The 16,255-nt window shown below is 37.8% G+C and carries 15 protein-coding genes and 1 other RNA gene; 3 read left to right on the top strand and 13 right to left on the bottom strand.

Annotation, left to right across the window (positions count from 1 at the left end):
• Position 1: 1 nt before the first annotated feature.
• Positions 2-700 (bottom strand): sigma factor-like helix-turn-helix DNA-binding protein, encoded by a 699-nt coding sequence (locus BK580_RS11870; protein ID WP_078380528.1) that lies wholly within the window; start codon positions 698-700, stop codon positions 2-4.
• Between the two features lie 203 nt (positions 701-903).
• Here BK580_RS11870 and BK580_RS11865 point away from each other — a divergent pair, with 203 nt between their 5' ends.
• Positions 904-1,230 carry a hypothetical protein gene (locus tag BK580_RS11865; RefSeq protein WP_078380527.1) on the top strand — a complete coding sequence of 109 codons (327 nt, stop codon included), beginning with the start codon at positions 904-906 and terminating at the stop codon, positions 1,228-1,230.
• Positions 1,231-1,342: 112 nt separating this feature from the next.
• On the opposite strand, the gene fumC is transcribed toward BK580_RS11865, so the two are convergent.
• The 7 genes from fumC to BK580_RS11830 form a co-directional block, all read right to left on the bottom strand.
• A complete protein-coding gene (fumC, locus tag BK580_RS11860) occupies positions 1,343-2,740 on the bottom strand; it encodes a class II fumarate hydratase (protein WP_078382747.1) in 1,398 nt (465 codons plus the stop codon).
• A 275-nt stretch (positions 2,741-3,015) separates the two neighbouring features.
• On the bottom strand, positions 3,016-3,981 hold the full coding sequence (trhO, locus tag BK580_RS11855; protein WP_078380526.1) for an oxygen-dependent tRNA uridine(34) hydroxylase TrhO: 966 nt from the start codon (positions 3,979-3,981) through the stop codon (positions 3,016-3,018).
• A gap of 179 nt (positions 3,982-4,160) precedes the next feature.
• Positions 4,161-5,207: an ATP synthase beta subunit C-terminal domain-containing protein gene (locus BK580_RS11850; protein ID WP_078380525.1), complete on the bottom strand. Its 1,047-nt coding sequence runs from the start codon at positions 5,205-5,207 to the stop codon at positions 4,161-4,163.
• A 264-nt stretch (positions 5,208-5,471) separates the two neighbouring features.
• Entirely contained in the window at positions 5,472-5,888 is a 417-nt protein-coding gene (locus BK580_RS11845; RefSeq protein WP_078380524.1) for a YhfM domain-containing protein, read from the bottom strand.
• A gap of 410 nt (positions 5,889-6,298) precedes the next feature.
• Complete coding sequence (locus BK580_RS11840; RefSeq protein WP_078380523.1) at positions 6,299-7,009, bottom strand: class I SAM-dependent methyltransferase; 711 nt, start codon at positions 7,007-7,009, stop codon at positions 6,299-6,301.
• A 189-nt stretch (positions 7,010-7,198) separates the two neighbouring features.
• A complete protein-coding gene (locus tag BK580_RS11835; protein ID WP_078380522.1) occupies positions 7,199-8,005 on the bottom strand; it encodes a hypothetical protein in 807 nt (268 codons plus the stop codon).
• On the bottom strand, positions 7,977-8,519 hold the full coding sequence (locus BK580_RS11830) for an RNA polymerase sigma factor (protein ID WP_078380521.1): 543 nt from the start codon (positions 8,517-8,519) through the stop codon (positions 7,977-7,979). The genes BK580_RS11835 and BK580_RS11830 overlap by 29 nt, the downstream gene beginning before the upstream one ends.
• A 295-nt stretch (positions 8,520-8,814) precedes the next feature.
• On the opposite strand from BK580_RS11830, the gene BK580_RS11825 reads away from it, so the two are divergent.
• Entirely contained in the window at positions 8,815-10,179 is a 1,365-nt protein-coding gene (locus BK580_RS11825; RefSeq protein ID WP_078380520.1) for a glucoamylase family protein, read from the top strand.
• A gap of 359 nt (positions 10,180-10,538) precedes the next feature.
• Here BK580_RS11825 and BK580_RS11820 read toward each other — a convergent pair whose 3' ends face one another.
• Entirely contained in the window at positions 10,539-11,933 is a 1,395-nt protein-coding gene (locus tag BK580_RS11820) for an L-cystine transporter (protein WP_078380519.1), read from the bottom strand.
• Between the two features lie 151 nt (positions 11,934-12,084).
• Positions 12,085-12,360 carry a DUF1292 domain-containing protein gene (locus BK580_RS11815; protein WP_078380518.1) on the bottom strand — a complete coding sequence of 92 codons (276 nt, stop codon included), beginning with the start codon at positions 12,358-12,360 and terminating at the stop codon, positions 12,085-12,087.
• Positions 12,361-12,489: 129 nt separating this feature from the next.
• Between BK580_RS11815 and BK580_RS11810 the strand changes: the two genes are divergently transcribed.
• Positions 12,490-13,905 (top strand): amidase, encoded by a 1,416-nt coding sequence (locus BK580_RS11810; protein WP_078380517.1) that lies wholly within the window; start codon positions 12,490-12,492, stop codon positions 13,903-13,905.
• A 62-nt stretch (positions 13,906-13,967) separates the two neighbouring features.
• Here BK580_RS11810 and ssrS read toward each other — a convergent pair.
• The 3 genes from ssrS to BK580_RS11795 form a co-directional block, all read right to left on the bottom strand.
• A non-coding RNA gene (gene ssrS, locus BK580_RS11805) (6S RNA) lies at positions 13,968-14,155 on the bottom strand.
• 98 nt (positions 14,156-14,253) lie between these two features.
• Positions 14,254-15,492, bottom strand: a complete 1,239-nt coding sequence (gene fabF / locus BK580_RS11800) for a beta-ketoacyl-ACP synthase II (RefSeq protein WP_078380516.1) — start codon at positions 15,490-15,492, stop codon at positions 14,254-14,256.
• A 454-nt stretch (positions 15,493-15,946) separates the two neighbouring features.
• Positions 15,947-16,243: a DUF6509 family protein gene (locus BK580_RS11795; protein ID WP_078380515.1), complete on the bottom strand. Its 297-nt coding sequence runs from the start codon at positions 16,241-16,243 to the stop codon at positions 15,947-15,949.
• Between the last annotated feature and the right edge of the window lie 12 nt (positions 16,244-16,255).

Raw genomic sequence — 16,255 nt, 5'->3', positions numbered from 1 at the left:
CCTATGCCGCAGCATTTAATAGACAACGAGGAGTCTGGGAACGAGCAGAACGATGATGATGCAAGAGAACTGGAGCATTCGGCTTTAACGATTGGATTGATGGGATTGCTTTAATTAATATGGAAGGATCTTGAGTACGGATACTCGTATTCATTAAGTGAGTTATCCACTCAAATTCCTCCTCTTCCCAGAAAGAATTGATGATTAAGCTCTCATCATCCCAATCTCCCTTTTTGAGTCGACTTTTATAACGATGAATGATGGATTTAATCGATCCTTCTGACATTTGCAAAATTTCCGCAATCTCATTGGACTTATAATGAAATGCTTCCTTCAAGAGAAACGTAACCGCTTGCTTCGGTGTTAATATCTTTAAAAGTAGGTCATTAATGATAAATGGATCTTCCACTTTATCAAAAGAAGCTTGCTCTTCAACTTCTTCCAACAATTCTTCCCTTTTTCTTTTACGTGTTGTATCGATCCAATGGTGATAAGCTGTTTTCTGAAGTAGTTTTGTACTAATAATGGAGCTTTGTCTGTATTTATATAAAATCTTAGCAAAGGTTTCTTGGGCAAGATCATTTCCATCCCATTCATTTCGCGTTAGAAAAAAACAGTATTGTAGTAGCTTTTTGTACTTATTTAGTAATTGTTCTTCCGCTAAATCGTTGGCTATTTCTGCTCTTTGTCGTTCCGTCATCGTTTTGTTCACTCCTTTAACACCACTCAATATATTAACGTTTTAAAGATATTGAAAAGATACGGGTCATGAAAAAATAATTATCTTTTAAAATACCCCCAGAAAATAAAGAGTTCTGTTTAATAGTGTATTAGTATGAATTCATTACATGTATTCATTTTGTCCTGATTATTGTTATACATCTTACGGAGGAGTTGAGGTTGATGAAATCAACATATGTAAGGCAATCATTAAGAGAATGGAAAGAAGAAATATTAACTCAGAAAAAGGAAATAGATGAAGAATACGAGAAGGTTAAATGTGATTTACAACTTTACTCCATTAAATTCAGCATAACCAAACAAGTCATTCAATCTACAATAAATGATGAAATTATCAATACAATTAAAGACACTTATCACCGACCATATGAAGAAAAATTCAATGAACTTAAACAATATATTAAAGAATTAGATGAAAAAAGAAAAGTGTTTCAGATGTTTGTCGAGAAAATAGAAAAGATAAGTGAAGGAGAATTTATCGAAAAATAGGAAGCAGAAGACCATTAGTTATTCGTGGTGGTCTTCCGCCTCCTTTTATCCTATATACGGCGGACCTCCACCCCAATTATTCAACTGACTATTGTTCATTTCCACTTCCAAATCATGTATCATCCCTCTTTAATCCAATCATATCAGCTGGATTAACCTTAGCAGTGAACTCCTCTTCTGTTAACAACCCTGTTTTTACTGCAGCTTCTTTCAATGTAATTCCTTCATTATATGCAAGCTTTGCGATTTTTGCGGCATTTTCATAGCCAATATGAGGGTTTAAAGCTGTTACCAGCATAAGAGAATTTTGTAAATTATGCTCTATTTTATTATAGTTGGGTTCAATCCCGATAGCGCATTTATCATTAAAACTTCTCATCGAATCAGCTAACAGCCTTGTTGATTGAAGAAAGTTATAAATAATGACAGGCTTAAATACATTTAATTCGAAATTCCCCTGACTAGCAGCGATTCCAATTGTTACGTCATTGCCCATTACTTGAGTAGCCACCATAGTTATCGCTTCACTTTGTGTCGGATTTACTTTACCTGGCATGATCGAGCTTCCTGGTTCATTTTCCGGAATGAAAATTTCTCCAATACCACTTCGCGGTCCACTTGCTAGCCATCTTATATCATTAGCAATTTTCATCAAATCTGCCGCAAGTGCTTTTAGTGCGCCATGTACATAAACGGTTTGATCGTGGCTGGTAAGAGCGTGAAATTTATTTGTAGCGGAAGTAAAGATTTTTCCTGTATATAAGCTAATCTCTTCTGCCACCATCCCCCCAAAGTCCGGATGTGCATTCAAGCCAGTGCCAACTGCTGTCCCACCAATCGCAAGTTCTTTCATATAAGGAATACTTTCCTTTAACATACTTTCATTCTTTTGGAGCATATGATGCCAGCCGCTAATTTCTTGTCCTAAAGTTAGTGGAGTTGCATCTTGTAAGTGAGTTCTTCCTATCTTAATAACGTTATCAAAGCTTTTCGACTTGTTTTCAAATGTTTCCTTCAACATGGAGAGTGCGGGAATTAACTGATCTTCAACAGCTAAAACACCTGCTATATGGAGTGCAGTAGGAAACGTATCATTTGAGCTTTGCGACATATTCACATCATCATTAGGGTGTAGACTTTCATCATATCCTCTTTCTTTAAGTATTTGATTCCCACGATTAGCAATTACTTCGTTTAAATTCATGTTCGATTGAGTTCCACTTCCAGTTTGCCACACGACTAGTGGAAAATGGTCATTCCATTTTTCTTGTAAGATTTCTTCACAAGCCAGTGTAATAGCTTCTGTTTTCTCAAGGGAAAGCTTCCCCAATTTATAATTTGCAACTGCTGCCCCTTTTTTCAATAAAGCAAACGCTTGGATCATTTCAAAAGGCATTGTTTCTGTACCAATTGCAAAATTCTCCGTACTTCTTTGCGTTTGTGCACCCCATAATCGGTCCTTTGCAACCTTAATTTCACCCATTGTATCTTTTTCGATGCGATATTCCATGATCACCCGTCCTTTCAATTAGTCATGCTCTTCTTATAATTCTATTCCTAAGAGGGAAGTATCCAAAACTTTTTATCATTGGATTGCGGGAGAATCAAACCTTGTATTATAATACTAGAATAAATATTCTGAAATTTCAATTTTGAAAGACTTAGTATATATTAATGATTTAAAATAAAACGGGCTCAGAGTTTATCTGAGCCCGTTTTATTTTTTGCTTTGTATGATTTCAATCCAGTCTCCGCTTTCTACGGGGGGTGGATAATAGTAAGTGATTAATTCACCTGTGCTTCTTCTTCCTTGATAGCTTGTAATCTTTCTTGTACTTCTTCTTCCGTCAAATTATGCTCTTGGATATAACGGTTACGCGAATGTGCTCTACATTCAGCGGAGCAGCTGCGTAAATAACGATGCTCGTTCTCCTCAGAGCTAAGAATCTTTTTGTTACATTCTGGATTTGCACAGTTCACATATCGCTCACAAGGTTCTCCAGAGAAGTGGTCTCTTCCAACAATAACATGCTCTTTTTGGTTAATCTGAACACTGATACGCTCGTCAAATACATAACATTGCCCGTCCCATAATGCCCCCTGTACTTCAGGGTCCTTACCATAGGTAACAATACCACCGTCAAGCTGTGAAACATCCTCAAAACCTTCGTCTAATAACCATCCTGAGAACTTTTCACAACGTACGCCACCTGTACAATACGTTAATATTTTTTTTCCCTCAAATTGTTCCTTGTTTTCTTTAATCCATTGAGGCAATTCCTTGAATGTATTAATATCTGGTCGCACTGATCCTCTAAAGTGACCAAGATCGAATTCATAATCATTTCTTGCATCTATGACAACGGTATCTTCCTGCTGCATTGCTTCGAAGAATTCTTTTGGTTTTAGATGTTTTCCAGTCGTTTTATTAGGGTCTACATCATTTTCAAGGCGAAGTGTAACAAGTTCAGGTCTGAAACGAACTTTCATCTTCTTAAACGCGTGTTCAGTAACCTCGTCAATTTTATAGATCATATCCGCAAAAAGTGGGTTTGCGTTCATATGGCTAATATAAGCATCTGTTTGTTCTATCGTTCCGGAAACTGTCCCATTTATTCCTTCACTTGCAATTAAAACGCGCCCCTTTAGGCCTAATTGCTGACAAAATTCAAGATGAGACTGTGTAAACTCTTCAGCGTTTTCGATTTCAACATATTTATAATACAATAACACTCTATATTCTTGATTCATTTTTTATCACCAGTACCTTTTATGAGTATATTTATCTAATGTGTATTTCTGAAAAGAACATACAACATACTACTATAGCAAAAACTGTTCTATTATTGCAACTATCTACCTTGTATTTTAGAAATCATTGACAAGAAAAAAACTTCGGAAAATTTATCCGAAGTCTTCCTGTGCACTACTTATTTAATTGCTCCAACATATTGGAGCGATGCGACTTCTACAGAATCCATCATGCCGTCGAGGATTTTTCTTACGTCCTCTAACGTGTCTTTTAGGCTGACGGATTCGCCTTTTTTGCCAGAAAATTGTTCTGCTACATAAAAAGGCTGTGTTAAATAGGCTTCTAAGCGTTCTCCTCGCTTAAATGTTTGTAGCTCAGATTGAGGAATTAGCTCCATCCCCTTCACTTGAACTAGGGATCGCAGTTCACGATAGCGGCGTAAGAGTTTCTGAGCTCGTTGTTGAATAGTAAGATGATGTTGATCTAGATGAGCCCCTTCAAGGACCGAAGATGTGGAGTATAAAGGGTTAACTGCGGGAAATTTTTGTCTTGCTGCAAGATCTGCATCAAATTGCCAAAGTGTTTCAAGAGGTCCATACGGCAAATCCTCATCGACAACCTCTCCGCTTAAGTCGACTAGGAATGTTGTGACGGATTGTATTCCTACATTTTCGAGTTTTTCTTGTAATTCTTGGATTTTGCCAGATACAACATGACTGCGATCTGCTGCAAATGCGACTTCTTTTCTGTTCCCCAAAGCTACGAGCTTTTCATAGCTTTCTTCGATGGAATTCGTAATAAGTTCCATTTCTCCCACAATATCATTCACTTCTGGAAAATTCCCTTCAGGCTTTAATAACATTGTTGTAAATCCGTCTTTCTTTAAGCGATAGAAAAGTTCGGCAAGTAATACAAGCTGACCCATTCCAGGCCTTGCCACTAAACCATTTGTTCCTCCTTTCGTTAATGGTGCAAAAAGATCTAATGATTTAATTTTCGTTTCAATCATCTCTACCTTCTCCCCTCTAATAATCAACTCATCTAGACTACATCCAGCTAATTCCGCTAAAGCAACTAAAGTACGAACCTCTGACCTTCCAACTGGGATTTTCCCTGTACACAGATTGGATACTGTCGCAGGACGTAAACCAACTGTTTTTGCTGCACTCGTTAAATTTGGGACACGTCTTCTAAGAAGCGCAACATTTAATCGTAAGTTTTCCAAATTTTTCACTCCTTTCTTACTTTTAACAGTAATAGATTTTTCTTTAGAAAGCAAGGGTTTTTTCGTTTAAAAGTAATTATTATTACTCTAAAATTCATTTCTCTCTCTCACTTTTGAAGTTGGTAGTTCGAATTTAAGAATTAGAACGAAAACTAACTAGGCACTTGTATTTGAATGTAAAAAAGGGGCAGAGCTTTTTGTACTCTGACCCAGTTCTATTTATATGTGGCTTTTTTCTTACTCGGTTTTACTTCAATGATAGGTCTAATCTAATAATTTATTTTCAAGTAGTAATTCATTAACTTGATTCGTTAAATTTTCAGACAAGGTATAAATAGTATTTGTATCTTCAGCATTCATAATTCCAGCAGTTGTCCCATTAGTTCGATCAGTCCATAAGAAAAATATTTCATCTCCCATATTTATCTTGTAAGGAGGACTTGCCATATTTACAATACCTGGATGCTTGATTGCCCCTTCAATGACATTTTGAATGGTTGTGATGGCTTTTTCCTCAGTTAAAATAACTGGTACGACACCATCATGCATTTTAATGATGGTGATTTCTTCAGAATGTTGTTCCTCTACATTAAAATTGGAACTTTTTAAATTAGCATCAGAACAAGCACCTAATAATAGACAAACTAATATAGTAACAAATTTTGAAAACAATCTAATCATCCAATAACACCCCATTATTTTAGACGAAGAACGAGACATTTTGTTACTAACGTACCACCAATAATTCTATGTAACCAAAATAAATGATGACTTTCAGTTCTTTAGTTAAGGTTCTGTTATAAGCTCTATAAAGACCCCAGCCGGATGAAAAGGAGATTTAGATTGTAAGCTTCAGGCTTAACCCGTCCCCCCTGTAGATTGGAGTGCAAGGTGTGAGACTCCTGCGGGAGGAAGGGACAAGGGAGACCCCGCAGGCCGCTAGGCTAGGGCCGAGGAGGCTCCCGGACCGCCCGCGGAAAGCGAACACCTGGCACGGAGATCTACAGGGTCTTTAATGTGGTATCCTTCGTTAAAAAATCAGCAATTAGTTTGCCAGTCTCTATAGTTAGGTTATCAAGATTTTCTTTGATTTATGAATTCCTCAACGCTTTTATAATCATAAAATGAGGATTTTTCATTAGTCCCACATACTTCTCTGGCTCTTTTTCTTTAAATTCTTTCGTAGGTTGAGGCTCAATTATTTTCTCAATAGAAAAATACTCAAGTGTTTCATTTACTACCACTTGAAGAGGACGTCGATAAAACGGGACTTCAATCATTTTCTCTTGCCTTTTCCATTTATCAACAATAAGTTCAGTAGCAAAGTAATCATCATTTGTCGACAATTTAATATCCATAAACGGATGGTGTATGGAAAAAAGCAATCTCCCATTTGGTTTTAATATTCGTCGAAACTCGCTAAATGTTTTACTCCAATCCTTTACGTAATGAAGGACAAGCGAACTCACAATTAGATCAAAAGATTGATCCTCAAAAGGAAGCCGCTCCTCTAAGTCTAAACACAAAACTTCCGCAGTTTCCCCAACTCGCCTTTTAGTAGCTTCTACCATTTCTCGACTTATATCAGATGCCGTTACTTTTGCTCCACGGTTTACTAATTGATGCGTATACCAGCCTGCTGCACACCCTGCATCAAGAACGTTCCAATCTTTTAAATCAGATGGAAGTAGTTTCATCATCGCGGGTCTCTCATAATCAATGTTATATACATTCTTTGTATCAACATTATGTTCATAATCATTGGCAAGTTCAGTAAAGGCTTCTTTCACTCTATTATTCATACGACACCCCTTTTTCACATAATATTCCATCTATTATTTTAACATAAATACCAAATTGAGTTAGGGTTGTCATAAAAAAATGAACAGTCCATTTATCGAAGAATCGGACTGTTCATATGCTTGCATGAGTAGTAATGTACCTGTAAATCGAACCTTTTATTTATCTAAGCATGTATTAGTGAAAGAAAATCACCACTCCGCATTCTCTTTCTCAAACATAAATAAACTAGCTAGTTGAATTAGTTCTTCACGAATTTCCTTCTTTTCTATTTCCGATAAACCCTCCATCGTTTGACTAGTAGAAAGATAATATTCATAAGTATCTGTTACTATATTCATACTTGTCACGCCATAGTCTTGATTAGATTGGCGGATGACAGCTTGGTGTCCGTTAATCGTCACTACTTCTGTCGAATAAGAATTTGATGGAAACTTAGGGTGTGGAAGAAAAACTTTTATTCTCTCTTCTGCTGTCGAATTATGGTATGAATTATGAATATGGATATCCTTACTAATGGAGGATTGATAAAATACACTTGAATGGAGAACCTCTTTTCCTGATATCCTATCAAAATTTGCACCTACCGAACCTTCTCCTAGGATGGTGTTTATTTTTTTATAAGCCTCTATCGGATAAACTAGTTGCTGCTTCCCCTTTTCCGTTAATATTAACCTTTCTGTGTTATACGTTTTATTAACAACTTTCCTTTCATAAAGTTTCGTTCCATTCTCGGTACCAGTAGCTTTGACGCTCTCTCTTTGGAATATATCAGGAGTATTTAGCTCAGTATGATAGAAATAGAGTAACAGTGTCGCAGCTACTACTAGACTTGATGAATACATAAATAAATTCCGCAATGTTCGCTTCATTTTTTGCTTTTGTACCTTTTCAGTAAATCTTTCACGGGCGATGGCAGTTCGTTCAGCCTTCCAATCCATCTCGTATTCAATCTTTTGAAGTGATTTATCATAGATGCTTTTTTCTTGTTTGCTCATGATAGAAATCCTCCTTTTTTAATTCCTTTTCTAGAACACCCATGGCCCGAAATGTCGTTGCTTTTACCTTTGATTCCGACCAGTTTAAAATTTGAGCGGTTTCCACAATAGAAAAGCCCTTGATTTTACGAAGGACAAGGACTTTTCGATGAGATTCCTTCATTTTATTTAACACATCATATAACTCCCGAGAGCTTTCTTTCACTTCTAATATTTCTTCAGGTAACATTTCAGGATCCTTTTTACTAGAAGAAAACACTTCTCTAAACAATCGGATGGGCTTTGATTTACGTAAATAGTCGACCGTAACATTGTGAGCTATGGAAAAAAGCCATGTTTTAGGGCTAGCATTTCGTTTGAAAGATGGATAATACTGATATGCCTTCACAAAGGTCTCTTGTGTAAGATCCTCTGCTTGGAAATAATCCTTTACGATCAATACAATAAATTTAAAAATGGTTTGATGGTACTGGTCGAACCATGCTACTACTTCTTCCTCTCTGCTTTTAGCCAAAATGCTTTCCCACCTCCCTCTCTTGAAATTGAATCTATGTTTAGACGTATAAACACAATAAAAGTTATGAATTTTGTTTATTATTTTTACTCTTATAAATTGTAGATGATATTTTAAAAGAAATATAGGCTTCAATATTAATAATTCCCTGTTGATTTCCGAGTAAGAAAAAGGTTATATTTACACAAATGAATGCCTTTTCATACCGTTCAATCGAAACGTTTCGCCGTTGTTATATTGAAAGTGTAATAGGCAATATTAGCAGGAAAAGTAAATACATATAGGAGGTTTCGTAATGAAAAAATACTTATTTTTTGCATTAGCACTAATACTAGTTGTTTCCATCGTTATTTCTTTTGTCGATAAAAGAAATAGTAGTCCTGGCAGTAACTTAAAGGTGGAAGGTGAACTTGGTCAAGAGCTAATTCATGCCGCAGAAAAAACGTTTCAATTTTTTGAAGACTATACAGATTCTAATACTGGATTAACGATGGATCGTGTTGATTTTGAAACTAGAGAGGTGAAAGCAGAGTATACTTCTCCAACAAATATTGCGATGTATATAATGGGGATGGTTTCTGCTGTGGAGTTAGAGTTTATTTCCAAAGAAGATGCGCAAGTAAAAGTGGAAACGACCTTGCACACTTTAAACGACATGGAAACATGGAATGGCCTATATTATAACTGGTATTTCACGAAGGACGGTTCCTTGAAGAAGGATTGGGGACAGTTCATTTCTAGCGTTGATAATGGCTGGTTAACGGCTGGATTAATCGTAGCTGGACAATATTTCGAAGATTTACGAGATCTTACAGATCCTTTAGTCGAAAACATGGATTACTCTACTTTATATGATCCTAATGTTGGACACCTTTATGGAGGTTATGATGCGGAGAAGCAAAGTGTTACTTCTCACCATTATGGACTTCTTTATACGGAACCACGTGTAGCAAGTTACTTAGCTATTGGAAAAGGAGATGTTCCAGAAGAACACTGGTGGAAGCTTTACCGTGCCTTCCCGCCAGAATTTGATTGGCAAAATCAAAGACCTTCTGGAACAATGGAAACCTATGATGGAATTGAACTTTATCAAGGTCATTATGAGTATGAAGGTATAAAGTTTGTTCCAAGCTGGGGTGGCAGTATGTTTGAAGCGCTTATGCCAAGCCTTGTGATAAAGGAGAATGAGTTAGGAACAAATGCTTTAGGGTTAAATAATAAGCATCATGTAGAAGGACAAATTCGTTTCGCAGAAATAAATGAGTACGAAGCTTGGGGCTTTTCTCCTGCAGCCATTCGCAATAATTATCAGGAATTTGGCGTTCCGATATTAGGTACAGAAGGTTATGAGGATAATGCTACCGTTACAGCGCATGCAACATTTCTTGCCTTAGAACACGCACCAGACGAAGCTTTATCTAACATAAAAGCGTTGAAAGAGTTACAGATGTTTGGAGAAGATTACGGATTCTATGATACGGTTAATTTAAAGACTGGCGAAGTTGCTCACACTTACCTATCTTTAGATCAAGGAATGATTTTACTCTCCATAACTAATTTTTTAAAGGATGGGGTTATTCGCGAGTACTTCCATCAAGATCCGATTGGAAAGAATCCGGAACATTTATTAAAGGATGAAGATTTTAAAATAGCAAACTAGAATCAAGCATAGAACAGAGCGATTCATCAGGCTCTGTTCTTTTAACGTTACCTTTAAGCTGATCTCCCCTGATGATTGTAGTGGAAGATGTGAGAATCCTGCGGAAATCGAACATCTGCACAATAAGCCTCCAGGTTGTCTAACCGGACCCAATCTATTTTTAGGGTAGACAACTATGCAAATAAAATTCGCACCATGAAGTATGAAAATAAAAGACATATATTCAGTTAAACGCTAAAGTTTACCCGCCCCCCTGGCACGGAGATCAACAGGAAGTTTAATGAAGTTCCATTGTTTTCAAGGGAGACAATAAAAAGAAGGACAGAACCCTCTGCCCCTCCCTTTTCTCTTATCACCTATTAAACGTCCGATTCAAAATCAGTCGACGGTGCACTATTATAAACAGTCGTATCTAGATTATTCGTTGCTTTCCCTGTCAACACACCTGCTGTCATACTTCCACTTACATTTACTGCAGTACGTCCCATATCAATGAGTGGTTCTACAGATATTAATAAACCTGCTAGGGCAATTGGAAGATCCATTGCAGACAACACTAGAATCGCGGCAAAGGTTGCTCCACCACCAACACCCGCTACACCAAAGGAACTAATAGCTACAACTAATATAAGCATAAACAAGAAAGATGGATCTAATGGGTTGATTCCAACGGTTGGTGCTATCATTACCGCGAGCATTGCCGGATAAACTCCTGCACATCCGTTTTGTCCAATTGATAATCCAAAGGAACCTGCAAAGTTAGCAACACCATCTGATACACCTAGCTCTTTCGTTTGGGTTTTGATATTTAGCGGTAATGCCCCTGCACTGGTTCTGGAAGTGAAGGCAAAGGATAATACCGGGAATGCTTTTTTGAGATAGGTTAATGGGTTCAAGCCTGCGAACATTAGTAATAGTAAATGAATTCCAAACACGATAAGAAGTGCTACATAGGATGCGGCAACAAATTCACCAAGCTTTGCGATCGCTCCATAATCACTTGTCGCTGTTACTCGGGTCATGATTGCCAGTATCCCATATGGTGTTAAACGGAGAATTAATGTTACCACACGCATGATAATGGTATAGAAGGTATCTACTATCTTAGCAAATAATTCTGCCTGTACAGGATTTCTTCTGCGTACTCCAAGATACGCAATTCCAATAAAGGCAGCAAATATGACGACAGCAATTGTAGAGGTGGATCTAGCACCAGTAAAGTCTAAGAATACATTAGATGGAATGAGATCTAACATTTGCTGCGGGAACGTTTTAGAGGCAATGTCTCCTGCACGTGCTTCCATTTGCTCTCCACGCGCTGTTTCCGCTTCACCCTGTTCAATTTGAATCGCTTCTAAATCAAACACGAGGGTGGTACCGATTCCTACTGCTGCAGCAATTGCTGTTGTTCCTAGTAAAATCGCGATAATTAAGGCACTTATCTTCCCGATGTTGCTCTTAAGCGTTAAGCGGGTAAAGGCAGCGATAATACTAATGAATACCAAAGGCATAACAATCATTTGCAAGAATTTCACATAGCCTGAACCGACTATATTATACCAATCGATGGAGCCAGTTAGAACCTCTGAACCAGATTCATAAGCAAACTGCAAACCAAGTCCGAAAATAATACCAATTCCTAAACCTGCAAATACCCTCTTCGCAAAGGAAACTCCCTTCTTTTGCATCTTGTAAAGCCCGTAGCACAGTAAGAGTAGTAAGATAATATTGAGGACAATTAAAAAAGTGGTCATGCTGTCTTTCCTCCCTTTAATCAAAATTAGAGAAGAGCTTGCTCTTCATTACATCTTATGGGCGGAAATGATGAACATGCTATTTTCTTCATCCATAAGCAAAAAAAATAGGGGGCACCAGTATTTGTGCCTCCTACTTTTTTATATTGTTCTATTCTTCGTCTTCTATTTCACCATCAAATGCAGTAGATACCTTTTCAAACTCTTCATCGGATTCGATTTCTGAAAGCTCGCCATCCTCTTCTACTTTTAAGAAAAAGACATCAATGTCCTCTGTTGTTTGGTTTTCAATTTCTTCGACAAATCCAACAGCGACGTAAGTGGAACCATCCACTTCCATAGTACCTAGTACTTCTAATTCTTGGTCTTGATCATTCTCATCCTGCACGATAAAAATATCCCCAACTGCTACTTCTAACTTATCCATATTTATCTCTCCTTCTTACTTTGTATAGTCTAACTATTATTTTCCTTTTTCGAAAATTAATATACCTGTTCATCTTACCATAATGTGCTAATCTATTAATAGGAAATCTATATGTTATGAGGTGTTCTTATGAGAGATTTGCGTTCTTTTGATGCAGTTGGGCTTGCGGAGTTAGTGAAAAAGAAAGAGATAAAACCTAGTGACCTTGTTGAATCTACTATTACGCGTATCAAAGAGGTTAACCCATCTATCAATGCAGTAGTAACAGAAATGTATGATGATGCGAGAATTTTGGCGAACTCAGAGAATTTATCGGGTCCTTTTGCTGGCGTACCTTTTTTAATGAAAGACTTAGAGTTCTTTGCTGGAGCACCGTATACTGGCGGATCTAGGCTTATGAGTGATTTTGTATGCCCTACCGATTCTGTACTGTCCTCTCGAATCCGAAAATCTGGTCTTATAACGGTTGGAAAAACGAATACTTGTGAATTTGGGATTCAACCAATTACAGAACCGGAATTATTTGGTCCCACGAGAAACCCTTGGAATCCTGACTATACTGCGGGAGGTTCCAGTGGTGGCGCTGCGGCTGCAGTTGCTGCTGGTATCGTTCCAATGGCACATGCTTCAGACGGTGGCGGGTCGATTAGAATCCCGGCATCCTGCTGCGGCTTGTTTGGCATGAAAATAAGTAGAGGTAGAAATCCAAGAAACCCAGATACGTTGGGCCTTGGGGTAAGTCATTGTGTATCACGTAGTGTACGGGATAGTGCGGCATTATTAGATGCAACACATGGACAAGGGCTAGGAGACCCTTTCATTGCCCCACTTCCAATACGGTCCTTTTTAAGTGAAGTTACGGCAGATCCAGGTAAACTAAGAATTGCTTATTTATCTACAACTTTTGACGGGAAGCCAATCCACCCTGACTGTGTAGAAGCAGTGGAAGATGCCGCCAAACTTTGTGCTGATTTAGGTCATCATGTCGAAGAAGCTAGCCCCAAGATAAATGTTCAAGATTTTACCGACGCTTTCACTGTATTATGGTATCAGATGGTTACATTAGGGATAACATCTCTTCCTAAAATGGTCGGTAAAGAACCCAATCCGGAATATTTCGAGAAGCTAACATGGGAAATTGGACAGATTGGGAGAAGCTATACAGGGGTACAAACCTTGTCAGCCATGTCCTATATGCAACAACTTGCTCAGACGATGGCTACTTTCTTTACTAACTATGATATTTTACTTACTCCTACTCTTTCAAAACCACCAGTAAAAATTGGTGAATTAGTTTATAAAGGCGATCTAGAAGAGTATTCTAGGTTAGCTAATGGCTGGGTTCCTTACACACCACTTGCCAACGCTACTGGCATCCCAGCTATGTCAGTCCCTCTTTTTTGGAATGAAGCCAACTTACCAATCGGAGTACAGTTTTTTGCTCCATATGGCGATGAGGCTACTCTTTTTCGCTTAGCTGGAAAATTAGAGCAAGCACGCCCTTGGTCTTCCAGATTAGCTAATATACCATTAACGCTATCATAATGAAAAAACCAGCTTCCTATTGGGAAACTGGTTTTTTTATCAATAATTCGAATGTTTAAAAGTAACAAGCCACAGCTGCCGTAACTTAGTATAAGAAAGTTTTAAACCACCACTCCTTAAAGTGGGTGTTCGCAAAAACCATCCTGTCGTCCTCTATCGCGGAGGCTTGACATTCTTGTTTCTATATAAAACTCCCTATTACAGCTTAAAGGTTAAAACTTTGTTATGGTTACGCACATCGTAGCTTGTTTTAATATAGTACAGGATAATGAATGAAATTGCAACTCCAATTAGTTTCCGATTTATGGAAAGAAAAGCAATTTTGTGCAAGTACTTATTTTCTATCATTTATTCAAATTTTTTAAAAACCAATGTTGCGTTATGTCCGCCAAAACCTAATGAATTAGAGATAACTACGTCTACGGTAGCTTCTGTTGCAACATTTGGTATGTAGTTTAAATCTAGCTCGTCATCTGATGTTGCATAATTTATCGTTGGTGGAATAATTCCTTCTTTAATTGCAAGTATTGAGAAAATGGCTTCTACAGCACCTGCTGCACCAAGCAAATGACCAGTCATTGATTTAGTAGAGCTGACGGAAAGCTGATAAGCATGCTCGCCAAATACTTCTTTTATCGCTTTTGTCTCATATAAATCATTGTAGTGGGTTGAGGTACCATGGGCATTAATATAGTCTACTTTTTCAGGAGAAACATTGGCATCACTTAATGCGAGCTTCATCGCACGTTGACCGCCTTCTCCATTTGGTGCAGGTGTGGTGATATGATACGCATCACCAGTTGCTCCATATCCAGCTAACTCCCCGTAGATAGTTGCTCCTCGATCTAAAGCATGTTGTAATTCTTCCAAGATAACGATTCCCGATCCTTCTGCAATGACAAACCCATCTCTATTTTTATCAAACGGACGACTAGCAGTATTTGGGTCTGGATTCGTTGAAAGGGCTGTCATATTCGTAAAACCTGCAATCGTCATTTCCGTTATAGCGGCTTCTGTTCCTCCAGCAATCATGACATCCGCTATTCCATTCTGTATGACACGAAAGGCATCACCGATTGAATTTGCACCAGATGCACAAGCAGTAACCGAGCAATTGTTCATGGCTTTTGCACCTAGCTCAATGGATACACGGCCAGACGCCATGTCAGGAATAAACATCGGAATAATGAAAGGGCTAACACGCTTTGGGCCTTTTTTAAGGAATTTTTTATGTTCCTCCTCAAACTCATTTAAGCCACCAATGCCTGAACCAATCCATACTCCTGTTCGTTCTGCATCGACATTCTCTCCAATAGTTAAACCAGCATCCTGTATTGCCATTTTGCTAGCAGCTATAGCGAAATGGGTAAAGCGCCCCATTCTTCTTGCTTCTTTGAAATCGATATAGTCATTAGGATCAAAATCTTTTACTTCTCCAGCAACTTTTACTTGGATTTTTTCTGCATCAATCCTCGTTAATGGGGCGATTCCTGAGACACCGTTGATTAGTTTTTTCCATGTTGCTTCTACAGTGTTACCTAAAGGTGTTATCGCACCGATACCTGTAATAACCACTCTTTTCTTCATCGCTTTTCTCCCCTTACCAATTGTTATGACCAAGTATTAATATCTGCTATCTATAAGTAATTTTATCATATTCAATAGGAAAGAAAAGTACTTTGGTGATCGAAGTGAAATCTTATTTTGTTTTATAGAAAATAGGCTGGGACAAAAGAGTTTTAGTCTAAGAAAAACCCGAACTAATTTGAGTTTTAAAATCAAATTAGTTCGGGTTTTTTTAAGTGTTCAACTATACCTTTAATTTTTAGGCGACTCCAGCGGTTGATTGGAGTGCAAGACGAAGACTCCTGCGGGAGAAGTGGCCAATGTGAGACCCCGCAGGCGAAGCCGAGGAGGCTCACGGGTCACCCGCGGAAAGCGAAGTCTTGCACGGAAATCAATAGCGGTTTTTAGAGCCGGTACTTAAATTGTTCGTCTTTTGTAAGCGTTTTTTTACTTTTGTCCCATCCTCTTTCGGTTATTACTGATTAATACTATCTTCTAATTTTTTCACGCAATATTCTTTTACTATGCTTATTTCTTCTTCCTCTAATTCAAAGTCTAGCAATTTACTCGAGTTTTCTTCAAAAAGATTATATTGGGCAACACGAGTATCGTTATCATCAACGGCGATGATTACCTTCAAATATAGACCATTATCTGAAAATAATTCATCATCTTCAGGAACTTCGATATCTAATATAAATTCATATCGTTCTCCCTCAAGAATTCCAGTAGGGTCTTTCAGTTTTTCTACCTCATGTCCAGTTATATTCATTATTAATCATCC

Source organism: Sutcliffiella halmapala, assembly GCF_002019665.1.
Lineage (GTDB): Bacteria > Bacillota > Bacilli > Bacillales > Bacillaceae_I > Sutcliffiella_A > Sutcliffiella_A halmapala.
This window is presented reverse-complemented; position numbering and strand designations above follow the sequence as displayed.

Coding starts and splice junctions, on each gene's coding strand:
- trhO (WP_078380526.1), bottom strand. CDS start 3,981: ATGAATCAAGAATATAGAGTGTTATTGTATTATAAATATGTTGAAATC.
- BK580_RS11840 (WP_078380523.1), bottom strand. CDS start 7,009: ATGAATAATAGAGTGAAAGAAGCCTTTACTGAACTTGCCAATGATTAT.
- BK580_RS11795 (WP_078380515.1), bottom strand. CDS start 16,243: ATGAATATAACTGGACATGAGGTAGAAAAACTGAAAGACCCTACTGGA.
- BK580_RS11820 (WP_078380519.1), bottom strand. CDS start 11,933: ATGACCACTTTTTTAATTGTCCTCAATATTATCTTACTACTCTTACTG.
- BK580_RS11815 (WP_078380518.1), bottom strand. CDS start 12,360: ATGGATAAGTTAGAAGTAGCAGTTGGGGATATTTTTATCGTGCAGGAT.
- fumC (WP_078382747.1), bottom strand. CDS start 2,740: ATGGAATATCGCATCGAAAAAGATACAATGGGTGAAATTAAGGTTGCA.
- BK580_RS11870 (WP_078380528.1), bottom strand. CDS start 700: ATGACGGAACGACAAAGAGCAGAAATAGCCAACGATTTAGCGGAAGAA.
- BK580_RS11825 (WP_078380520.1), top strand. CDS start 8,815: ATGAAAAAATACTTATTTTTTGCATTAGCACTAATACTAGTTGTTTCC.
- fabF (WP_078380516.1), bottom strand. CDS start 15,492: ATGAAGAAAAGAGTGGTTATTACAGGTATCGGTGCGATAACACCTTTA.
- BK580_RS11835 (WP_078380522.1), bottom strand. CDS start 8,005: ATGAGCAAACAAGAAAAAAGCATCTATGATAAATCACTTCAAAAGATT.
- BK580_RS11810 (WP_078380517.1), top strand. CDS start 12,490: ATGAGAGATTTGCGTTCTTTTGATGCAGTTGGGCTTGCGGAGTTAGTG.
- BK580_RS11865 (WP_078380527.1), top strand. CDS start 904: ATGAAATCAACATATGTAAGGCAATCATTAAGAGAATGGAAAGAAGAA.
- BK580_RS11845 (WP_078380524.1), bottom strand. CDS start 5,888: ATGATTAGATTGTTTTCAAAATTTGTTACTATATTAGTTTGTCTATTA.